The organism is Pseudomonas marginalis, from assembly GCF_001645105.1.
In the GTDB taxonomy this organism is placed as follows: domain Bacteria; phylum Pseudomonadota; class Gammaproteobacteria; order Pseudomonadales; family Pseudomonadaceae; genus Aquipseudomonas; species Aquipseudomonas petroselini.
Genome location: NZ_LKEG01000022.1, coordinates 172734 through 193279, shown reverse-complemented (window position 1 = coordinate 193279; position 20546 = coordinate 172734). Strand labels below are relative to the sequence as shown.

The 20546-nt window shown below is 57.8% G+C and carries 21 protein-coding genes and 1 pseudogene; 12 read left to right on the top strand and 10 right to left on the bottom strand.

The genetic code is table 11. From position 1 onward, the window contains the following. Positions 1-42 precede the first annotated feature (42 nt). From AO064_RS03330 to AO064_RS03320, 3 genes are all read right to left on the bottom strand, one after another. The gene (locus tag AO064_RS03330) at positions 43-1008 is read right to left on the bottom strand and encodes a L,D-transpeptidase family protein (protein WP_064052366.1); all 966 of its coding nucleotides are present in this window, start codon (positions 1006-1008) and stop codon (positions 43-45) included. A 73-nt stretch (positions 1009-1081) separates the two neighbouring features. Continuing rightward, entirely contained in the window at positions 1082-1375 is a 294-nt protein-coding gene (locus AO064_RS03325) for a hypothetical protein (RefSeq protein WP_043205006.1), read from the bottom strand. Positions 1376-1433: 58 nt separating this feature from the next. Then, positions 1434-2039 carry an arylesterase gene (locus AO064_RS03320; protein ID WP_012722978.1) on the bottom strand — a complete coding sequence of 202 codons (606 nt, stop codon included), beginning with the start codon at positions 2037-2039 and terminating at the stop codon, positions 1434-1436. Between the two features lie 10 nt (positions 2040-2049). Here AO064_RS03320 and AO064_RS03315 point away from each other — a divergent pair, with 10 nt between their 5' ends. Together AO064_RS03315 and AO064_RS03310 are read left to right on the top strand one after the other, a co-directional pair. Continuing rightward, entirely contained in the window at positions 2050-2733 is a 684-nt protein-coding gene (locus AO064_RS03315) for an ABC transporter ATP-binding protein (RefSeq protein ID WP_005786391.1), read from the top strand. Continuing rightward, complete coding sequence (locus tag AO064_RS03310; protein ID WP_012722977.1) at positions 2733-5243, top strand: ABC transporter permease; 2511 nt, start codon at positions 2733-2735, stop codon at positions 5241-5243. Before AO064_RS03315 ends, AO064_RS03310 begins: the two co-directional genes overlap by 1 nt. Before the next feature lie 45 nt (positions 5244-5288). Here the strand turns inward: AO064_RS03310 and greB are convergent, their stop codons facing one another. Next, positions 5289-5762, bottom strand: a complete 474-nt coding sequence (gene greB, locus AO064_RS03305; RefSeq protein ID WP_012722976.1) for a transcription elongation factor GreB — start codon at positions 5760-5762, stop codon at positions 5289-5291. Between the two features lie 112 nt (positions 5763-5874). Further along, complete coding sequence (locus AO064_RS03300; RefSeq protein WP_064052365.1) at positions 5875-6861, bottom strand: hypothetical protein; 987 nt, start codon at positions 6859-6861, stop codon at positions 5875-5877. 219 nt (positions 6862-7080) lie between these two features. Between AO064_RS03300 and AO064_RS03295 the strand changes: the two genes are divergently transcribed. The 3 genes from AO064_RS03295 to AO064_RS03285 are packed head-to-tail and all read left to right on the top strand — an operon-like array spanning position 7081 to position 10475. Continuing rightward, positions 7081-8007 (top strand): ATP-binding cassette domain-containing protein, encoded by a 927-nt coding sequence (locus AO064_RS03295; RefSeq protein ID WP_064052364.1) that lies wholly within the window; start codon positions 7081-7083, stop codon positions 8005-8007. Continuing rightward, on the top strand, positions 8004-8729 hold the full coding sequence (locus tag AO064_RS03290; protein ID WP_064052363.1) for an ABC-2 transporter permease: 726 nt from the start codon (positions 8004-8006) through the stop codon (positions 8727-8729). The genes AO064_RS03295 and AO064_RS03290 overlap by 4 nt, the downstream gene beginning before the upstream one ends. A 15-nt stretch (positions 8730-8744) precedes the next feature. Then, positions 8745-10475 carry a Gldg family protein gene (locus AO064_RS03285; RefSeq protein WP_064052362.1) on the top strand — a complete coding sequence of 577 codons (1731 nt, stop codon included), beginning with the start codon at positions 8745-8747 and terminating at the stop codon, positions 10473-10475. A gap of 4 nt (positions 10476-10479) precedes the next feature. Here AO064_RS03285 and AO064_RS03280 read toward each other — a convergent pair whose 3' ends face one another. From AO064_RS03280 to AO064_RS03270, 3 genes are all read right to left on the bottom strand, one after another. Further along, entirely contained in the window at positions 10480-10788 is a 309-nt protein-coding gene (locus tag AO064_RS03280) for a hypothetical protein (RefSeq protein WP_043205003.1), read from the bottom strand. Positions 10789-11038: 250 nt separating this feature from the next. Next, positions 11039-11473, bottom strand: a complete 435-nt coding sequence (locus tag AO064_RS03275) for a DoxX family protein (protein WP_012722970.1) — start codon at positions 11471-11473, stop codon at positions 11039-11041. A gap of 103 nt (positions 11474-11576) precedes the next feature. Continuing rightward, complete coding sequence (locus AO064_RS03270; protein WP_012722969.1) at positions 11577-12998, bottom strand: MltF family protein; 1422 nt, start codon at positions 12996-12998, stop codon at positions 11577-11579. Positions 12999-13233: 235 nt separating this feature from the next. On the opposite strand from AO064_RS03270, the gene AO064_RS03265 reads away from it, so the two are divergent. The 7 genes and pseudogenes from AO064_RS03265 (at position 13234) to AO064_RS03235 (ending at position 18878) form a co-directional block, all read left to right on the top strand. Beyond that, positions 13234-14040, top strand: coding sequence for a TatD family hydrolase (locus AO064_RS03265; protein ID WP_064052361.1), 807 nt, complete (start codon positions 13234-13236; stop codon positions 14038-14040). A 96-nt stretch (positions 14041-14136) separates the two neighbouring features. Continuing rightward, entirely contained in the window at positions 14137-15618 is a 1482-nt protein-coding gene (locus AO064_RS03260) for a methyl-accepting chemotaxis protein (protein WP_064052360.1), read from the top strand. Between the two features lie 274 nt (positions 15619-15892). Then, positions 15893-16762 (top strand): annotated as a pseudogene (locus tag AO064_RS31625) (HNH/endonuclease VII fold putative polymorphic toxin); the annotation flags it as partial. After that, on the top strand, positions 16759-17160 hold the full coding sequence (locus tag AO064_RS03250) for an Imm50 family immunity protein (protein WP_064052358.1): 402 nt from the start codon (positions 16759-16761) through the stop codon (positions 17158-17160). The pseudogene AO064_RS31625 and the gene AO064_RS03250, both read left to right, overlap by 4 nt. A gap of 47 nt (positions 17161-17207) precedes the next feature. Continuing rightward, positions 17208-17615 (top strand): Imm50 family immunity protein, encoded by a 408-nt coding sequence (locus tag AO064_RS03245; RefSeq protein ID WP_064052357.1) that lies wholly within the window; start codon positions 17208-17210, stop codon positions 17613-17615. A 75-nt stretch (positions 17616-17690) separates the two neighbouring features. After that, a complete protein-coding gene (locus tag AO064_RS03240; protein WP_064052356.1) occupies positions 17691-18323 on the top strand; it encodes a hypothetical protein in 633 nt (210 codons plus the stop codon). A 192-nt stretch (positions 18324-18515) separates the two neighbouring features. After that, complete coding sequence (locus tag AO064_RS03235; protein ID WP_012722965.1) at positions 18516-18878, top strand: Mpo1-like protein; 363 nt, start codon at positions 18516-18518, stop codon at positions 18876-18878. Between the two features lie 2 nt (positions 18879-18880). On the opposite strand, the gene AO064_RS03230 is transcribed toward AO064_RS03235, so the two are convergent. After that, positions 18881-19678, bottom strand: a complete 798-nt coding sequence (locus AO064_RS03230; RefSeq protein WP_064052355.1) for an acyl-CoA thioesterase — start codon at positions 19676-19678, stop codon at positions 18881-18883. Between the two features lie 90 nt (positions 19679-19768). Further along, entirely contained in the window at positions 19769-20530 is a 762-nt protein-coding gene (locus tag AO064_RS03225; RefSeq protein ID WP_064052354.1) for a CHAD domain-containing protein, read from the bottom strand. Positions 20531-20546 lie beyond the last annotated feature (16 nt).

Sequence of the window (20546 nt, the reverse complement as noted above, 5' to 3'; positions counted from 1 at the left end):
GAGGACCTTTAAACAAGCCTGCTAGCCACAACGATCTCGCGCCTATTGCAGCTCGATCGGAGCGCTTGCCGCGACCGAGGCTGCGCCAGGCACGCCGATTTCCGTCGGCAACCCATCTTCCGCCGCGACCACGTCACGCACCTGATCCCAGTTGACCCGCAGGTTGTTGGCCAGGTCTTCAAGCTTGAGCAAGGCGTTGATCACCGCGGTGTGTTTGTCGACCACCGACGGTGTACCGTCATCGTTCAACGGCGTATGCGCTTCCAGGTACACCTTGCCGCCACTGCTGCCGAACTTGTAGGCATCGTTGATGATGCGCACCGACGTCCCCACCGGCACCATGCCCGCCATCTCCAGCACGTTGTTGTTGAACATACGGAAGCAGCCGTGGCTTGTACGCGTGCCGATACCAAATTTCATGTTGGAGCCGTGGATCAGGTAACCCGGCGTGCCCAGGGTGAACTTGAACGGGCCCAACGGGTTGTCGGGGCCGGCCGGCACCACGTTAGGCAGCGGGTCGCCGTTGGCGGCGTGCTCGGCCTTGATCGACGCGGGCGGGGTCCAGGTCGGGTTGGGTGTCTTGGCAATGATGCTGGTGTGGGCGATGGGCGAACCCCAGCCTTCACGACCGATCCCCAACGGGAACGTGTAGACCACGTTCTGGCCCTTGGGGAAATAATAGAGCCGGTATTCCGCCAGGTTGATCACGATCCCTTCCCGAGGACCGGGCGGCAGGATGAAGCGCGTCGGCAACACGATCTCGGTGCCCGCCCCCGGCAACCACGCATCCACGCCGGGGTTGGCGGCGACCATCTCCGAATAACCCAGGTCATAGGTGGTGCCCAGGTCGGCAAAGGTGTCTTCGTACTTGGCCTTGATCACCTGGACCTGGCCGACGATGTCTTCACCCGGTGGAGGCAAAGGCAACTGCAAGGCTGAAGCGGAGCCAACCGCACAAAGTGCAGCGAGGGACAGGCAGCAGGTGACGACGGAAAGGCGCGACAACATCCGGAAAATCCTTCGCAGAACGACGGGTAGGTAAACATCGATTGTATACGTGAAGCGCGCTTCTAGCTGCCCCCTACAACTCGAAACGCAACTCCGGCCAGATCGGCGGCGTCCCGCGCTTCTGGGACTCCAGGATGGCGCGGCACAAAGGGCACAGGCGCTGGTCCTGGAAGATCGAACGATCCACCAGCGACCAACGCGGTTGCGCCGGCAATAGCGTGCCGCACAAGGTGCGATCGATGGTGCCGCCCAGTTCCAATTGACGCGTCACCAGATGCACCCGCACTTCCTGGCAGGCGAACAGATCCAGCTGCTCGTCCGGCTCGATCAGTTGATAGTTAAACAGGGACCAGGCAGGACGCGACATCGAGGGCTCCAAATCGGGGGGGCGCCACCTTAGCCGAAAGCCTGCCGGTAGAAAAGCGTCATAACAGTGGTTTTAGCGTCGGCCAGACATTTTCCAGCAACTTGCCCTGGGCGCCGACCGCCGGGTGCAGTTGATCCGCCTGCATCAGCTCCGGATGACCACCCACGCCATCGAGGAAAAACGGTACCAGCGGGACGTTTTTTTCCTTGGCCAACACACCATAGACTTCGGCAAATGCGGTGGTGTATCGCGGGCCATAGTTGGGCGGCAGCTGCATACCCAGCAACAACACCTTGGCACCGCCGGCCTTGGACTGGTCAATCATCGATGCAAGATTTTGTTTCAATTGCGCCGGCGGTTGCCCGCGCAAGCCATCATTGCCGCCCAACTCGATCACCACCACGTCAGGCTTATGCTCTGCAAGCGCCGCCGGCAGCCGCGCCAGGCCTCCGGCACTGGTGTCGCCACTGATGGAGGCGTTGACCACTTTATCGTCGAAACCCTCCTGCTTGAGCCGTTGCTCCAGCAGTGCCACCCACCCTTTGCGGGTATCCAGGCCGAAACCGGCACTGATACTATCGCCAACGATCAGGACTGTACCCGCCGCTGCGTTCTGGGCCATGCACATCAAGGCCAGGCCAGCACTCAAAAACCACATTCGCATCGGATTCTCCATGGGCGCAAGCATTCTCACCGCGCGGAACCTTAGCAAAGTGGTTCCCAGCGCGGAAGGTGAACTGACTATCCTGCACGAACTGAGCCTGGAACTGAACAAGGGCGATAGCCTGGCTATCGTCGGCAGCTCCGGTTCCGGCAAATCCACTCTCCTGGGCCTGCTGGCCGGCCTCGACCTGCCCAGCAGCGGCGAAGTCACCCTCGCCGGCCAAGCCCTCAGCACCCTGGACGAAGACCAGCGCGCACGCATCCGTGCCGAGCACGTGGGCTTCGTGTTCCAGTCGTTCCAACTGCTCGACAGCCTCAACGCGCTGGAAAACGTCATGCTGCCGCTGGAGCTGGACGGCCGCAAAGACGCCCGCGAACGCGCCCGGCACCTGCTGGAACGTGTAGGCCTGGGCCAGCGCCTGACCCACTCACCACGCCAACTTTCCGGTGGCGAGCAGCAACGGGTGGCGATTGCCCGTGCCTTTGCCGCAGAACCGGACGTGCTGTTTGCCGATGAACCCACCGGCAACCTCGACAGCCACACCGGCGAACGCATCAGCGACCTGCTGTTCGAACTCAACAAAGAGAGCGGCACGACCCTGGTGCTGGTCACCCACGACGAGCGCCTGGCCCACCGCTGCCGACGCCTGATCCGCCTTGAAGCCGGCCTGATGGTCGCGCCCCTGGAGCCTTGATGGCACGTTTGCCGCTGTTGCGTCTGTTCAGCCTTGCCATGCGCCAATTGCTGCGCGATGCCCGCGCCGGTGAGTTGCGCGTGTTGTTCTTCGCCCTGTTGGTGGCCGTGGCCGCCAGCACCGCCATCGGCTACTTCGGTGCGCGCCTCAACGGCGCGATGCTGCTGCGCGCCACCGAATTCCTCGGCGCCGACCTGGTGCTCGAAGGCAGCTCGCCGGCCCGCACCGAGCAAATCCAGTCCGGCACCGAGCTGGGCCTGGATCACGCCCGCGTCGTAGAATTCTCCAGCGTCATCGCCACCGATAACGGCATCCAGCTCTCCAGCATCAAGGCCGTCAATGAGCAGTATCCCCTGCGGGGCCAGCTGAAAAGCGCCGCTGCGCCCTTTGGTGACGAGACGCCAGGCGGCGGCCCAAAACCCGGAGAAGCCTGGGTGGAGGCGCGGCTGCTGACGGCACTCGACCTCAAGGTCGGCGACAGCATCGATGTGGGCATGAAGACATTGCGCCTCGCCCGCGTGCTCACCTACGAGCCGGACCGCGCCGGCAACTTCTACAGCCTCACGCCCAGGGTAATGATCAACCTGGCGGACCTGGACGCCACCGGCGTCGTGCAGCCCGGCAGCCGCGTCAGTTACCGCGAATTATGGCGCGGGCCACAGGGCAGCACGGTGCTGCAAACCTACCGTGACCTGGTCAAGCCGGGGCTCGCCGCCAACCAGCGTCTGCAGGATTCACGGGACGGCAACCAGCAGATCGGCGGCGCGCTGGGCAAGGCCGAACGCTACCTGAACATGGCCAGCCTGGTGGCCGTGTTGCTGGCCGGCGTGGCCGTGGCCTTGTCGGCCAACCGCTTTGCCACCCGACGTTTCGACGCCAGCGCGTTGCTGCGCTGCCTGGGGTTGTCACGTCGGGAAGCCATGTTGCTGTTCAGCCTGCAACTGAGCGTCCTCGGCCTGCTGGCCAGCCTGACCGGCGCGCTGCTCGGCTGGCTGGCGCAGTTTGGCCTGTTCTACTTCCTCCACGACTTGCTGCCGGCGGACGTTCCACCCGGCGGGCTATTACCGGCGATTGCCGGGATCGGCACCGGGCTGGTTGCCCTCGCCGGTTTCGCCCTGCCGCCCTTGGCCGCCTTGGGGCGCGTACCACCGCTACGGGTGTTGCGCCGCGACCTACTGCCGATCCCCTCCAGTACCTGGATGGTCTACGGCGCGGCGCTGTTTGCATTGGGCCTGATCATGTGGCGCTTGAGCCTCGACCTGGTGCTGACGTTCGCCCTGCTCGGCGGTGGCGTGGTCGCTGCATTAGTGCTTGGCGGCCTGCTGCTGCTTCTGCTGCAAAGCCTGCGCCGCCTGCTGGCACGCGCCTCCCTGCCTTGGCGCCTGGGCCTGGGCCAATTGCTGCGTCACCCGCTGGCAGCCGCCGGTCAATCCCTGGCGTTTGGCTTGATCCTGCTGTCCATGGGCTTGATCGCCCTGCTGCGTGGCGAACTGCTCGATACCTGGCAAAACCAACTGCCCAAGGACGCGCCCAACTATTTCGCCTTGAATATCCTGCCGGCCGACAAGGAAGCCTTCGGCGCACGCTTGCTGGAAGTGCAGGCACAATCGGCGCCGCTGTACCCCGTGGTGCCGGGCCGCCTGATCAGTATCAATGGCGAACCGGTCCAGGAAATCGTCAGCAAGGACTCCAGCGGCGATCGTGCGGTACAACGTGACCTGAGCCTGACCTGGGCCGCCGACCTGCCGCCGGGCAACGCACTGACCGCAGGCTCCTGGTGGTCACAGCAACCCGCCGACGAAATCCCTGGCGTCTCTGTTGAGGCCAAGGTGGCGGAAAGCCTCAAGCTCAAGCTCAATGACCACCTGGTGTTCACGGTGGGCGGCGAAAATCGTGAAGCGCGGGTGACCAGCCTGCGGACCATCAATTGGGATAACTTCCAGCCCAACTTCTTCATGATTTTCCAGCCGGGCACCTTGAAGGACCTGCCGACCACCTACCTGACCAGCTTCTACCTTGCGCCAGGCCATGACCAACAAATCGTCGACCTGTCCAGGGCGTTCCCGGCGGTGACCATCCTGCAAGTCGAAGCGCTGCTGGAGCAGTTACGCAGCATCCTCGCCCAAGTGACCCTGGCGGTGGAGTACGTGTTGTTGTTTGTCCTCGCAGCAGGCATGGCGGTGTTGTTCTCCGGCCTGCAAGCCACCCTGGATGAGCGCATCCGCCAAGGCGCGCTGCTGCGCGCACTGGGCGCCGAGCGCAAGCTGTTGGTCAAGGCCAGGCGTATCGAGTTCGGCTTGCTGGGTGCCGTCAGCGGGCTGCTGGCGGCGCTGGGCACCGAGCTGGTGACGTTCGTGCTGTACCGCTACGCGTTTGACCTGGCCTGGCACCCTCACCCGTGGCTGTTGCTGCTGCCGTTGATCGGTGCGGTGCTGATCGGCGGTGCCGGTGTGTTCGGCACCCGCCGCGCACTGAATGCCAGCCCGCTGACCGTGTTGCGCGAAGGTTAAAACGCGATGGGCCCGCATTCCTTACAGAATGCGGGCCCATTTCGCTCACTTTACGTACTCGATCCCGGTGATCCACCAGCACACGTCACCACTGGGGGTCTGAACGATGGCCTCATCGTCCACTTCCTTGCGCAACAACGCACGGGCCATCGGCGAATCGATGGAGATGTAGTCCATGCGCTCATAAATCTCGTCATAACCGACAATGCGAAAACGCTTGGTCTCACCTTGCTCGTTTTCGATGTCCACCCAGGCACCGAAGAACACCTTGCCCTCCTGCTCGGGCATGTACTCCACCACGCGCATGTCTTCCAGGCGCTTGCGCAGGTAGCGCACGCGGCGGTCGATCTCGCGTAGCAGCTTCTTGTTGTACTGGTAGTCGGCGTTTTCGCTGCGGTCGCCCAACGAGGCCGCCCATGTCACTTTGCGCGTGGTGTCCGGGCGTTTTTCACGCCACAGGTAATCCAACTCCTTTTTCAGCGCTTCATGACCTTCTTTGGTAATCAGCTTGGTACTCAAACGCGTGCATCCCCAGGCATGTCCATAGGTACCGAGATACCTGGGTTTCACACCCGGGCCTCGGCTGGCTGGCCCTGATGATAAATGAACCCGTGAAAGTAGCCAGGCCAGTCTAGCCATCCAACGCCTGATCCAGCTCCAGCAGCATGCCCCGCAGGCTCTGGCGCAAGCCCGACACCTGCGACGTCATGGCCTTCAGGGCTTCAGCCCTCTGGCTGACAGCAAGCGAATGGTCATGGAGTTGAGTGGTGCGTTGCTCCAGTTCTCGAACCTTCTGATCCAGTTGACTCTGCTCTTGCTGCAATCGCGCCTGCCATTGCTCAAGTGCCGACTCCCGTTCGAGTGCTGCGCGTTTTTGCTGGGTCAGCTCCTGAGCGACACGGGCAAGGTTGGTCAAGGTGCTGTCGACTTCGAACAACGTACTGTGCTCGCCGGATGCAGGGAGATCCGATTGCGTCGGCGCATCAGGCTCATGCGGGATAGCAGGCACGGCCGGCGTCATGATCACGGGCGCTTCGACGCGCGCCTGCCGGGGCTCCTCAACAGGTTGTTCATGCACCGGGGGCCGGGAAGACTCGGATGCGCCCGCCCCTTTGGGAGGAGACGTCATTTGCGACGAGAACCGAATGGACGGCACGATCACTGAGGCACTTTCGATCGCCGGTAGCGTTGGCGCCGACATGCCCAAGGTGATCACTTTCATCACCAACGCCTTCTTGATGATCACCGAATGATGATCCTCGGGCCTGGCAGGCGGCAGCTTGCAACCTTTCAAATCGAGAAAATGATAGGGCACCTGCGTTTCGGTAACCCCCCCCGCCTTAATGCCCGACGCGGCCAACGTCAGTATTTGCTTAAACACATGCAAGGCTACTTGTAGATCTTCCTTGGACTCAACGCCACTCAAAAAATAGCGGTCAAGTTTCTTACGCAAGGCCGCGATATAAACCCTCGAACTTCCGGGTTCGACCTCTTCATCCAAACTATAAACAAGAAAGTTGGAGGCCGCCTGACCTACAGCAAACCCACAGAGCAAGGCACCGTTAACCGGAGCATCCTGACCATTGCGTTCAAGAATAAGGGTACGTAGCAGCATCATGGCAATCAGGCCTCAATATGCGGGGCAGAAAGTTTACATAAACAACAAATAAACACTCGAAATCCGGACACTCTAAAACACGCCCCATTGTTTCAGTGGCCCGCCTGACTCGCACGTAGGACTTCTCTTATTAAGACTGATCGACGTTCCCAAAAACGATCATTACCCGTACCCTTTTTTTAGCCCCCCTACGTCATGCCAAACTTATTCGGTAAAAAAATGATCGAAATAAGCAATCTGACAAAATACACGGGTAACACAACAATAATCAGTGACTTTTCATTCATTGCACACCCACAAGAATGTCTGGGGCTGTTCGGGCAAGACCCTATTGTCAAGACAGCCTTGCTCAATGTAATAGCCGGTTCAACGCAACCCTCCAGCGGCGCTATAAATATCCAGGGGTTCAACACACAAACCCATGCACTTAAGGCGAGGCAACTCGTCGGCTATCAACTGTCCAAGGACCTCGGCCATCCGACGATGTCCGTCAAAGCGTTCCTTGACTTCATCGCCGCCCTCCGTGGTTTCCACGGTGCCGAAAAGCGCGCCAGGTTGGAACAGGCTATCGCGCGACTGGAGTTGTTTGCGGTGCTCAACGCGCCGCTCGACGCTCTTTCCATCGGCTGGAAACGCAAAGTCGCCATCGCCCAGGCCATCCTGCATGGTCCTTCCCTTTTACTGCTGGATGAACCCAGCGAAGGACTCGCGCCTGATCAGAGGCATACATTCCAGGCGCTGATCCATTCATTGACGCAAGAAATGACCGTGATCATCGCCTCTCGCCACTGCGATGAATTGTCCGAGCTGTGTACCCGCGCCTTGGTCATTGCAGGCGATCGCCTGGTGGCCGATACCCCCCTTCCCGATCTACAGCGCGACTCGCGCCACTTCCAGGCCGTCACGCTCCGTGCCGAGACCCCGCTGGATTTACTCGCACTGGCCGTACTGCCAGGCGTGGCAGGCATCGAAGAGCACCGGCATGCACCCGGTACGGTGACCGTTCTCGCCATGCCGGGACACACCATTTATCCCCATATCAACACGCTGATTGCCAGCCGCCGCTGGAAAATCAACTCACTGAACCTGGAGCCAGGTCGCCTGAATGATGTGGTCCACCACCTGAGCCAGGAGGCGCCCCTTTGAAACTATTGCTCGTCATTTTAAAGCGTCAGCTCACCAGCTATGCGCGCGCACCCAGTACGTACCTGAGCATCGCCATCTTTCCGATGCTGTCGGTGGCACTGGGGTTCTACATAAGCCCGTGGCTGGAACAAAATGGCAGCGACCTGCAGGTGTTTTTCCAGTTCCATCCTTGGCTCTATCTGCTCCTGATTCCCGCCCTGGCGACGCAACTATGGTCGGACGAAACCAACGCGGGGTTTTACGGCCTGATGAAAACCATGCCCATCACGCTGTTTGAATGGGTCATCGGAAAATTCATCGCCGCCTGGCTCGTGGCAGGCACCAGCCTGTTGCTGATGTTTCCTCTCGTTATTATCGCCAACTATCTGGGTAAGGCAGACAACAGCGTGATCGCCTCGCAATTCTTGGCGAGCTGGCTGCTGGCGGGAGGCTACCTGTCCGCGGGATGTTTTATTTGCGCGCTTGTATGTCAGCGCACGGTCATTTTCGTACTGACCGTGGGTTTATTGCTCACAGCCAGCGGGCTTTCTTCTCTACTGGATGCGCTTGAGCACCAAGTGCCTATAGGGTTCGCCGACAGTTTAGTGTCCCTCAGTCCTTCCTGGCGATTCAGCAGCATCGACGATGGAAAACTCACACTTCACGACTTACTTTACTTCTTCAGCATGATCCTCGCCTTTCTCACTGCGACCACGGTCACACTCAACTACAAACACAGCTGAGAAGGGAAACCCCTAATGCGGTCCATTCTGCGCACCGGTATGACACTTACCGTTATCTTGCTGCTATTCCTGGCTTTTAACCTGGTTTGGATAGGTAAAATTCCTGATGCAAGGTGGGATCTTTCTCAACAAAAAGTTCACACTTTATCGCTGCCGGCACAACAACTACTCGCGACACTGGAAAGCCCGGTGGACTTATATTATTTCAATTCAAACAACCATCCGAAAAGAAGCTACGCCGTGAAACGCTACGGCAAACGGATTGAAGACCTACTGAAGGAGTACGAAAAAAACGCCAAGGGCATGATCAACCTGCACGTTATTGAACCTGCACCTTTTTCGGAAGACGCCTACAAAGCCCGGCTATCGGGTCTCGACGACAACGCTGGATTTCTCGGCCTTATAGCCACCCGCGCCGGTCACGGCGTGCGACGTATTGGATCCTTCAGCCTCGACCGGGAGCCGTTGCTCGAGTATGAAATCAGCCATCTGCTCTATAAGTTGCAGCACCCGGAGCGCCCGGTGATTGCGCTGCTGTCGGGTCTGGCGATGGACGAATCTGCAAGTCGACTGCTGAAGGCGCTGCAGCATGAATTCGATCTGGTGAATCTGGAACCGTCTGCCGCGCAAATACCCGAAAACATCCACACACTGATGGTTGTGCACCCTCAGACGTTTTCTGAGCGAACCCTGTACGGGATTGAACAATTTGTATTGAGAGGCGGTAGGTTGATGATGTTTATCGACCCGTTGAGCGACCAACGCGCCAACGCCGGTCCAGTCAACACTCGGCTGGACGAACTGCTTGCCGCTTGGGGCATCCAGATGCCGGCGCACACGCTGGTGTTCGACTACCTCTATACGCCTTTGGAAACCCAAAACGCCCCCAATCAGGCCAGGTTGAACCTGCCCCGGCAGGCAATGAACCCAAACGATATCAGCACATGGAACCTCAATAGGGTGACCGCCTCGAGCAGTGGTGCCCTCACACGAGTGAGTAAAAGTCGAACGACCTTCACCCCTCTCCTGCAAAGTTCCGAACAATCGGTGCTGCTGGATGCCGGCAGTTTTACCAGCGCAGCCCCATTCGACGCATTGATTGAAGAGGCGGCGAGCAAAGAGCAACGCCATGTCATTGCCGCGCGTATCGAGGGACCGACCTATTCGGTATTTCCCGATGGCATCCAGGGGCAGCACCCAGGTTTGCAGAAAGCAACGCAGATCCACGTCGTGGTCATTGCGGACACGGACATGCTCACGGATAAGGTCAGCGACTCGGCGCCAGACAGCAACGCCCTGTTTGTCCTGAACACATTGGATAACCTGTCCGTCCCCGACAGGCTTGCTGCGATTCGTCCTCGAGTGGCGCAGCAAATGCCGCCGACGGTACTGGAGAACATGCGGGAAGCCGCAAAACACGCCTATCGCTCAAAGGCCGGTGAACTGGAACGACGCCTGCTACGAACCGAGCAGGAATGGCAGCGGCTGACCCCTTGGGCAACGCCCCTCGGCACTCAGGCCGTGGACACCACCACCCAACTACAAGCACTCAACAAAGAACGCCTGCGCCTGCCCATGGAGTTGCATGCCTTGCAGCACCAAGCGTATGCCCAGGTGCGTCGCCTGGAACTGGTCATCAAGTTGGTCGTGACCTTTGCCATACCGCTGACGTTGTGCCTGATCGCCTGGACGGTCTTTCTAGGCCAGCGCCGTCGTCGGCTGCAAGCCGGCAACGTGATTCACTGAGCGTTCAACGACGGGCAATCAGCCCCTGCCGGGCAACGCGGGTCAATTCGCGGATGACCTCATCGGCATCACTGGCGCTGGGGGCCTGGATAACCGCGAGGTCAAAACTGTTGCTGGCAAAACGCGCCAGGGAATCGCCGTCCTCGACAAACTGGATGAGGAACGCTGACGGTCGGCCTGTGCGACGCGGCCAACCATCCAGGTAACGCAACAGCGTCGGCTGGTGCTTGCCGCCCAGGAGAATTTTCGGATTGCGTTGAGTGAGGTCCGCAGTGATCGGAGCCAGGCGTATCAGGGGGCGTAATGCATTCATCGTGTCGTGTCTCTGCCTCAAAAGTCTGCGGGCAGGTGAGAGGCAACACCGAACCAGCGCTTTAGCGGAATTTCGAAGCATGGAGCATGCTTCTGTCGGGATCGATAACGATCACCCATGGCGCCCCGCAATTAGCTGTTTAAATCGGCGCATGAGCGGCATCCTAGAGAAGCCGGTGGGGCGGTGTCAAGAATCTCGAGCAACGAAAAGGCCCGCGCATGGCGGGCCGATTCAGGGTTCTGCAGAATGATCAGTGAGCGATAGCGCGGTCGGCAGACAGCTTGCCGGCACCTTCCAGCAGCACCGCAAGGGAGCCGCCCAGCAAGGCCAGTGCGAACTCATAACCGTTGTTAGCCATGAACAGACCGTTATGGATATGCACCGAGAAAATCGCCACCAGCGACAGGATAGTCAGGCCCAATGCCGCTGGGCGAGCCAGCAGGCCGATGATCAGCGCCAGGCCCGCGAAGAACTCGGTACCGCCCGACAGCAGCGCCATCAGGGTACCTGGGGCCAGGCCGATGCTTTCCATCCACTGGGCAGTGCCCGCCAGACCGTAGCCGCCAAACCAGCCAAAGAGTTTTTGCGAGCCGTGGGCGGCGAAGATGATGCCGACCACAATACGCAAGAGGGTCAGGCCGTAGCCGGCGCGGGTAGACAGAATGCTTTTGATCAGTGGGCTCATGGTGATAATCCTTTTCTAAGTAGGGGTTGGTTGGCCGCTATATTAATCAGTTTAAAGAATGATAAAAGCCGAAAAAATGCCTGATTAATATCGAAATAACCGATTACTTTCGCGAGGCGATTTTCGGCGTCGGCGGCTCCAGGGACTCCCGTTCCCGGTCGAACGCCAAATAGTATTTGTTGACGCTATTAACATAGCTGACGCCGCCCATCCCTACTTGCTCCATGGCTATGCGTTCAACCTGGAAAAACCACTGATTGGGGTTAAGCCCCCGGCGCTTGGCCTCGGTGCGCATGCCCTGCACCCGCTCGGGCCCCATGTTGTAGGCCGCCAGCACAAAGGCCATGCGCTCACGCTCATTGAGCTTGGGGCTGGCGAAGAACTTGCGACGGATCATCGCCAGGTAGCGTGCCCCCGCCTGCACATTGCTATCGAGGTTCTCGATGTTGTTGACCCCCACACGCTGCGCCGCCGACGGCGTGATCTGCATCAGGCCGGTGGGGCCACCGCTGTTGCGTGCACCCGGGTCAAGCGCCGACTCCTTGAAGGCCAGCGCAGCGAGGTTGAGCCAGTCCATGCCCTGCTCGCGAGCATGCTTTTGCAAGACGGGGCGCAGTTTTTCCAGGCGCTGGCGGTCGACGCGGGCCAGTGGGTTGCGCACCTGATAGAGGCGACGGTAGATACGCTGGAACGCCACGTCTTGATCGGAGGGGGTTCGATAGGTCTTGAGAAATCGATCGATGCTGGCCCGCAGCATCGACGCATCCTGGCGCACAAACCAATATTCGTCACCGGGTGCACTGACCACCACCTGCTTATCGAAACGCAACTTGGGCAGGATCTTCGACCAGCGCTCGGCAATCGGCTTCTCGACAATAGTCAGGTGGAAAATCCCCGCCTGAACCATCTCAAGCACATCCTCCACGGCCAGGGTCGGGTCGACCCATTCCACCTTGATCGGTGGCTGTTTGTGCAGGGCCAGCTTCTGGTTGACCTGGCTGATGGCATCCGCCGCCGCGCTGCCGGTGGTCAACGCCAACGTACGCCCGGACAATTGCTCCAACTTGGTGAACCGTCGCTCGCCCTTCACGCCTACCAGCCACAGCGGCACATCGCTGGCAATCGGGTCGCTGGTGCTGATCTTGTGCACGGCCTTCACATCCAGCAATTCACCGGGTGCGACCAGGTCACCCTCGCCACGCGCCAGCGCGCCGAGCAACTGGTCCTTGGCCTTGGGAATGATCTTGAGGTTGATTTCCTGGCCATCACGGGCGTGGCCGTTGAGGTATTGCTCGAAGGCGCGCAAGCGATGGTATTCCACACCAATGGCCTGGCCCTGGACCTCGCCGGAACTGTTGCGACTCTGGTTGACCAATACGCGCAGGGTGCGGCTCGAGCGAATCTCCGCCAGATCGCGAACCTTGCCGGGCTTGGTCACTTCCAGCGGCCCGTCCAGACGCGCGACCGCCTCCAGGGGCAGCCATAACGTCAGGCACAACATAAGCAACGCCGAGGGTCGGATCATCCGCTCTCCGGAAAGAATACTGGCCAACGCCCTCGCGAAAAATGAAGGCGTGGGAGTCAGAAACAGAGCGCTTTATGCGCAGGCTTTGCGCGCAACGGTGGCACGGGCAAGGCGTTGAGCCAAACACAATGTCACTTGCGACGTTCAAAGACAGCTATAACTCGTTGTAGTTCTTCGATTTTCTTATAAATCTACAGCTCTGATATGCTTTCCGGCCGCAGGCGGAGATAGCACCATGCAACTCATTGATATCGGCGTCAACCTGACCAACCCCAGTTTCGACGAGAAGCACCAGGCCGTGCTCGAGCGTGCCTACGCCGCCGGCGTGCAACAATTGGTACTCACCGGGACCAGCGTCGAGGGCAGCGAACAGGCCCTGGAGCTCTGCATAAAACAGGATGAAAGCGCTCAACGCCTGTTCAGCACCGCCGGCATTCACCCCCACTCCGCCAGCGACTGGAACGGCGACAGCGCCCAGCGCTTGCGTGGATTGCTCGGTGAAAGCCGCGTGCGTGCCGTGGGCGAATGCGGGTTGGATTTCAACCGCGACTTCTCGCCCCGCCCCCAGCAGGAAAAAGTCCTGGAAGAACACCTGGCCTTGGCCGTCGAGCTGAAACTGCCGGTGTTCCTCCACGAACGCGACGCCAACGTGCGCCTGCTGGAGATCCTCAAGGGCTACCGCGACCACCTCACCGCCGCCGTGGTGCATTGCTTTACCGGCGAACAGCAAGCGTTGTTCAGCTACCTCGACCTCGACTTGCACATTGGTATCACCGGCTGGATCTGCGACGAACGCCGTGGGACGCACCTGCACCCACTTGTCAGGGAAATTCCCCGAGGACGTCTGATGCTGGAAAGCGACGCGCCCTACCTGCTGCCACGCACACTGCGCCCAAAACCGAAAAATGGTCGCAACGAGCCCGCCTATCTGCCGGAGGTACTGCGCGAAGTCGCCCTGCACCGCAACGAAAGCGTGGAAGATCTGGCCCAACACAGCACCGCCAGCGCATGCGCTTTTTTCGGTTTGCCTGCCATTGTTTGATGCGGCACATTGACCCATGTCAAAACGGTTTTCCTGAGTAGCGGCACAATAATGGCACCTTGCCAATGCTGTTTCCGCTATCAGAGAAAACCTTCCATGGGTGCCTGGCTTAGCAATATCTCGCTGAAGTACAAATTCTGGGCCGTCAATGCGGTCGCCTTCATTACCACGCTGCTGCTGGTGCTCTACGCCGTGCAGCTTGAACAACAGGCCCGCAGCACGGCGTCACACGCCTCGGCGCAGGCGCAAGCGCGGTTACTCAGCGTCTGGCCGGCGGACAAAACGCTGCCCAAGGGAGAGCTTTGGCTGACGTTCGCAGGTGGCCAAGTCCCACAACTGGCCGATCAAGATCTGTCAGCCCTGAGCAACGCCAACGGCTGGGTCGAACTCAATCACATGCCCCTCTTTGGCGAAAACCCACTGATGGGTGCCGAAGTGATCGCCCGCACCGACGGGCAACACGTCGCCGTGCTCGCCTACGCCCCCAGCTTGAGCCAGGTGTTCGCCGAACGCTTCGCCAACTACGCGGTGGCGGTGTTGATCCTGATGCTGGCGATGCTCGGTGCCTCGCAATTGCTGATCCGCTTCCTACTCAGCCAGCTCAACACGCTAAAAGACGTGATGCTGCACGTGGAAAAAACCGGCGACCTTTCCGCCCGTGTGCCCTTGGCGTGCAAGGATGAAGTTGGCCAGATGGCCAGCGCCTTCAACGCCATGCAGGCCGGTTACCAGCGCGTGGTCAACACCGTCGCGCGTACCGCCAGGCAACTGGACGAGGGTGCTGCGCGGCTGGCCAGCAGCATGAACGAGGTGCAGCACGGCATGCTCGGCCAGCAAAGCGAAACCGATCAGGCCGCCACTGCCATTAACGAGATGACCGCCACCGTCCACCACATTGCCCAACATGCCGGCGCTACCCGGGATCTGTCGCAGACCGCCGACACCCTCGCCGGCAGCGGCCAGGAAGTGGTCACCCGTGTGCAACGCTCGATTGCAGGCCTGTCCACGGGGGTGCAACAGACGGCCGAAATGATCCAGAAACTCGCCGAGGACAGCCAGAAAATCAACGGCGTGGTCAGCGTGATCCACAGCATCGCCGAACAGACCAACCTACTCGCCCTCAACGCCGCCATCGAAGCCGCCCGCGCCGGGGAAATGGGCCGTGGCTTTGCCGTGGTTGCCGACGAAGTGCGTAACCTGGCCAAACGCGTGCAAAGCTCCACCGACGAAATCACCCGCATGGTCTCGGCACTGCAAGACGGCACCCGTGACGCAGTGGACTTCATGCAGGAAAGCTCGTTCAAGGCCGACGATTGTGTACAGCAAGCCCAGGAAGCCGGCGCCGCACTCGCCGAAATCACCGGCGCGGTGGCGCAGATGCGCGAAAGCAACACCCAGATCGCCGTCGCCGCCGAACAGCAGAGCCACGTCGCCGAAGAAATGAACCGCGCCGTGGTGAGCATACGAGATGTGACCGAGAACACCGTGCAGCAAACCGTGGACTCGGCGACCACCAGCAATGAACTGGCAACCTTGGCCGGGGAGTTGAGCAAGGCAATTGGGCAACTGAAGCTGTAGGACTGTTCAACCTGTAATCTTCTGCCTACACCAAAACCACGGTTTACCCGAGGTTTTGGCGAAACTTCCTAGCGTTACCCGCGAATAACGCCGACATCTTTTCCCTTTCAACCTCTCCAAAGTCTCTCGCCTGATCAATCAGCGCGAGGGACCGCCGATGCACTTCTCTATCCGTGCCCCACTGAATGGGGCCGTCGCATGATTCCGGTTATCGCCAAGTTCGTCCTGTCCCCCATGGATGGCAAGAAGCCGGACGTCGACAGCGTTTTTCGTGACTTCCGAGTTCTTCTGGCAAGGCGACACACTCATCGCCGAGCACCACCAGGACCGTCACCGCAGCTATGTCTACGAACCCGAAACCTTCCGCCCGCTCGTCCTGCTGGAAGGCTTCGGCCCAAATGAAACCAAGGCCTACCATTACCAACTCGACCACCTCGGCACCCCACAAGAACTCACCGCCCCAGCTGGCGAAATCGTCTGGTCCGCGCACTACCGCGCGTACGGCGAAATCACCCGACTCGACATAGGAAAAATCCACAACCCGCTGCGCTTCCAGGGCCAATACTTCGATCAAGAAAGCGGACTGCACTACAACCGCCATCGCTACTACAATCCGGATATTGGACTCGGTGAAGCTGGCGGGAGGGATCAATGCGTACCAGTACGTGCCCAACCCTACGGGATGGATAGATCCTTTGGGGCTCAGCGCAAATTGCCCTGGGCCGATTAAGAAAAATCCTGCTTGCTCAACTCCTACTGAACCGGACGTTCCAGAAGTTTCTCGTAAGGGGGCTTTCAGGCAAGCTAAAAGGGATGCCCATATACCGATGAATCAAAGCCCAGATATTTCTATCCACCCTACAACAGGACAGCGACACAGTACAAAACAGAACCAATGACCGATAAAAGTAATAAAAAAATACTCAATGACGCCGGCCAACCAATAGAGACCAGGGTATATCAATTTACAAGAGAAGATGGCTCACAAGTACTTATTCAGGATCACTCAGCAGGACACAAATTCGGCAGAGCAGATGGAGTTGGTGATCAAACAACACACTTCAATTTACGACCTATTGAGCAACCTCGAAACGGCAAACTCAGCGATGCTGAAGCACATTATTTCTTCAGGAGAAAAAAATGAAATACTGGAACGAACTCGATAAGAACATATTTCTTGAGATGATTTTCAGCCAGCCTGTCGAGATAGGTGAAATCACACTAACCTCTCTACAGATAGACAATGACCGCCCGAGCCTAGGTGTCGGTTTCGACATATCTGAATTCCCAGATAGATTACCAAAGAAATGGGAAAATAGAGGCTACAACGTTTGTAGATTTGGCATTGACTGCTACGAAATTAGGGATCTAAAAATACTAAATATACCGACTTATAAAAATCTCACTTTAAAAATAATAAAAAAACCTGACCACCTTCTATTCCAAGCCACCAACAAAGACTCTTTAGTCGAATTTAAAGCACAATCCATTTCACTTTGTGATCCAAACGTTTACATCAAAGGCAACGATGAGAATTTTTAAGAGGCAGGCATCAACAAAAAAACAGACATACAGAAGAAACCAAAAAAATGAAGCACTGGAACGAACTAGATAACAGTAAATTTCTCAGCAAGGTTTTCAGCCGTCCTGTCGAAATTGGAAAGATCGCCCTTTTTTCTTTAAGGATAGAAAATGATCAACCTTGTATTGGAATGGGTTTCGACATACCCGAATTCCCTGACAACCTACCAGAAAAATGGAAAAACAAAGGGTATAACATGTGCAGGATTGGCATAACCTGCAATGAAATTAAAGACCTAAAAATCTTGGACATTCCTGCACATGAGATATTTACCGTAAAAATCATCAAAGACAATCACTACTTCACATTCGAAGCTATAAGTGACAGCGCCTCAATAAAATTCAATGCAAAATTTATTTCACTTGGCGGACCTAGTGTCTACATCAACGGCTCGGACGATTACTACTTCAAATAGCTGAATGACACTTAGCAAATAAAGACTCCACTACCTATCGGCAAAGACTCCTACACTTACTTCACGAGGTAATCAATGAACACAGTACTAATACACGAAACCGGCATTCACCCTTGGGAGCAATTGGATACTAGTACTGATGAAAAATTCATAACGATGACATTTCTCAACCAAGAGTATGCGGGAGCGTGGAAAACCTGGTGCGAGGTCAGCTTATCAATTCAAAAAAAATGGCCAAAAATTGTGAAATGGCACACAAAACTATTACCTCACCACAGTAAAAGCCAAGAATATATATTACAAAAAAAGTTCTATGCGCATTCAAAACCAGAGGATATTTATAGAAAAAACGAATCAACCAACATCTACTCCCAAATAATTAATTTAGACAGCGACGTTTATAATACAGACCCTAAAAGCATGACAGGCCATCATACATCCATGGTACTTATACTGAAAAAACATACCAACCTTGATGATCTATGGAGCAAACTAAGCAATCTCACTGACATTTCAAAAACTGAAAATTTAAAATTGATACTTTCCGGTGAAAGCTCCATCTATCTTAGATTCCACGACTCAGAAACACATGGCGTCACCCAACTCATCTTCCATTCAAAACATTTTCCACTCTTAGAAAAAATCATCAAAAAAATTAATCTAGAAGAAATTCAGCAGGAAGATGTTTACGAGTTCATCCACAAATAGCGCATAAAAAAATAATTTTCACCTTTTAATCTACGCGTTTACAGTTTCAAAAAAGCCTGAGCAGGGCAGATAGCCAGCGCCTATTATTTTATGTCAAACCTATAGACCCCATAGCCAACCCCAATTCGCCCCCCCACCCAACCCCACCTAAACTCTCTCCATGTTGTTTCAACGGACAGAGGATTCACCATCATGGGCAAACGTCATCCCAATCTCCCCGCCTGGCAATGGCGTAACTACCCGCAGAACCATCAGCACCCGACCAACCTGGCGTTGCACCTGATTGCCGTGCCGCTGTTTATCATCGGGTTTCTGTTGATCGTGTCCGGTGTGTTCAGCCTGAGCCTGGCCAGTTTTGCCATCGGGGTTGTCGGTATCCTGGCCGGCTTGGCGCTGCAGCGGCATGGCCATAGCCTGGAAGCCCAGGCCAGTGAGCCGTTCAGTGACCGTAATGATGCGGTACAACGCCTGGTGGTCGAGCAGTTCGTGACCTTTCCGCGTTTTGTGTTGAGCGGTGGCTGGTGGCGTGCCTGGCGGCAGCGCCACAGGCATTGAGGTCAGGCGAAGACCACCACGGTCTGGCGGCTGATGGCGATGAGTTCGCCGGTCGGGCTCCATAGCGCGGCGGCGGCATGGCCGTAGCCGTCGCGGGCGTGCTCGATGTTGACGTAGTACTGGCACCAGTCGAGAGTCGTGAGGTCTTGCAGGGGCTGGATGAATTCGATGGTCCACGTCAGTGTGCTGCCCGGTGCCGGTTTTTTGAGGTGCGGCAACAGTGCCGGGGGCCAGGCATCGACCAGGGCGAGTATATGTGCCTCGGTCAGTGGCTCTTCTTTCACATCTCCACGTAACCGCACCCAACCGCCCATATCGCGGGATTTATTGCCCGTGAACGGCAAGCCGCCGACGCTCCAGCGCATCGCCAGGTGGCGCATGAATTCGGGGGTGACGCCCTTGATATAGGGCACTTCCTGGCACTCATCCCAGTGTTTGAACACGGGTGGCGCTTGACTCTCAACCGCAATTTCCGACTCACGGGACGCGCCAAAACTGGCTTGTACCAACGTTGCCACTTCTCCGTTCTGCACCACGCGGCCGAGCAACTGGCTGACCGCTTTGCCTTCGCGTAACACTTCGACTTGATAACTGGCGCAAACGTCGGGCGCTACAGGGCCAACGAAGGTGATTGCCAGCGACCGCAGCGGGCGATCGGCCGGCACCTGGGCACGCAGGGCTTCGTATTGCAATGCGGCGACCAACCCACCAAAGGTCGCGCGACCCTGGCCCCATTCGGCGGGAATGGTGACATCCAGCGGGTTGCTACGGGCGGCATCGAGCAAATCACTAAAGCGCATAGCGGTCTCACATCAAGAGGAACAGATGAGCGATCTTAACCATCGAACCGGCCAGGTACAGCGCCTATTCCGGCCAAAAGCCGGACCGGCTCAGAAACAATCGGCGCTGAGTTTGTCCAGCACCCGATCCGCCTGCCCTTCAGCCTTGGCCATGGTGCGATGCCACACCGCAACACAAGGTTGCAGATCCGCCTGATGCTCGGCTTGCGCCAACCATTGCCAGCAATCATGCCAATCCCCCAAGGCGCCTTGGGCCTTTTTCAGCCGCGACAGGGCGTTGGCAGGCAACTTGTCCAATTCGGGGTAAGCCTCAGCGGCGTATCGCACACGCTTGATCAACAACCGCAGGCGATGGCGATCATGGTCGGGGTCCTTCAAGGCTTCATCGAGCTTCTGCCATTGCTTGGCCAAGCGTTTTTCGATTCGCGCACGCAAACCTTTGAGCAGCTTCTGGTGTTCAGAAGCCCGGATGAAACGTGGGAAAGCGTCGAGGATCAGCAGCAAATGCGCGAGCTCCGGGCTCTGCGCCACTTGGCGATAGGCAGCGGGTTGCAGGCGCAGTCGCCGGTCGGCGGCCTCGTGATGACCATGCTGAAGTAAATAAGCCGCCAGCACCTCACGGTCGCGTAGCGGCGTCGTCAATTGGCCGACAGTACGGGCGGCCGATTCAAGCTGCTCAACCCCAGGCAACCCACGCAAGGGGCGCAACAAACTGCGCAAACGGCGCACGGTGGTGCGCAGGTCGTGCAGGGCTTCATCGTCGGTGACGGCGGCGAGGCGAGCCTGGCAGCTCAGTAACCCTACTTCCAGGCCAATGACCTGAGCGACTAACTGATCGACCAAAGCTGACATTCTGCCCTCGCTAGCT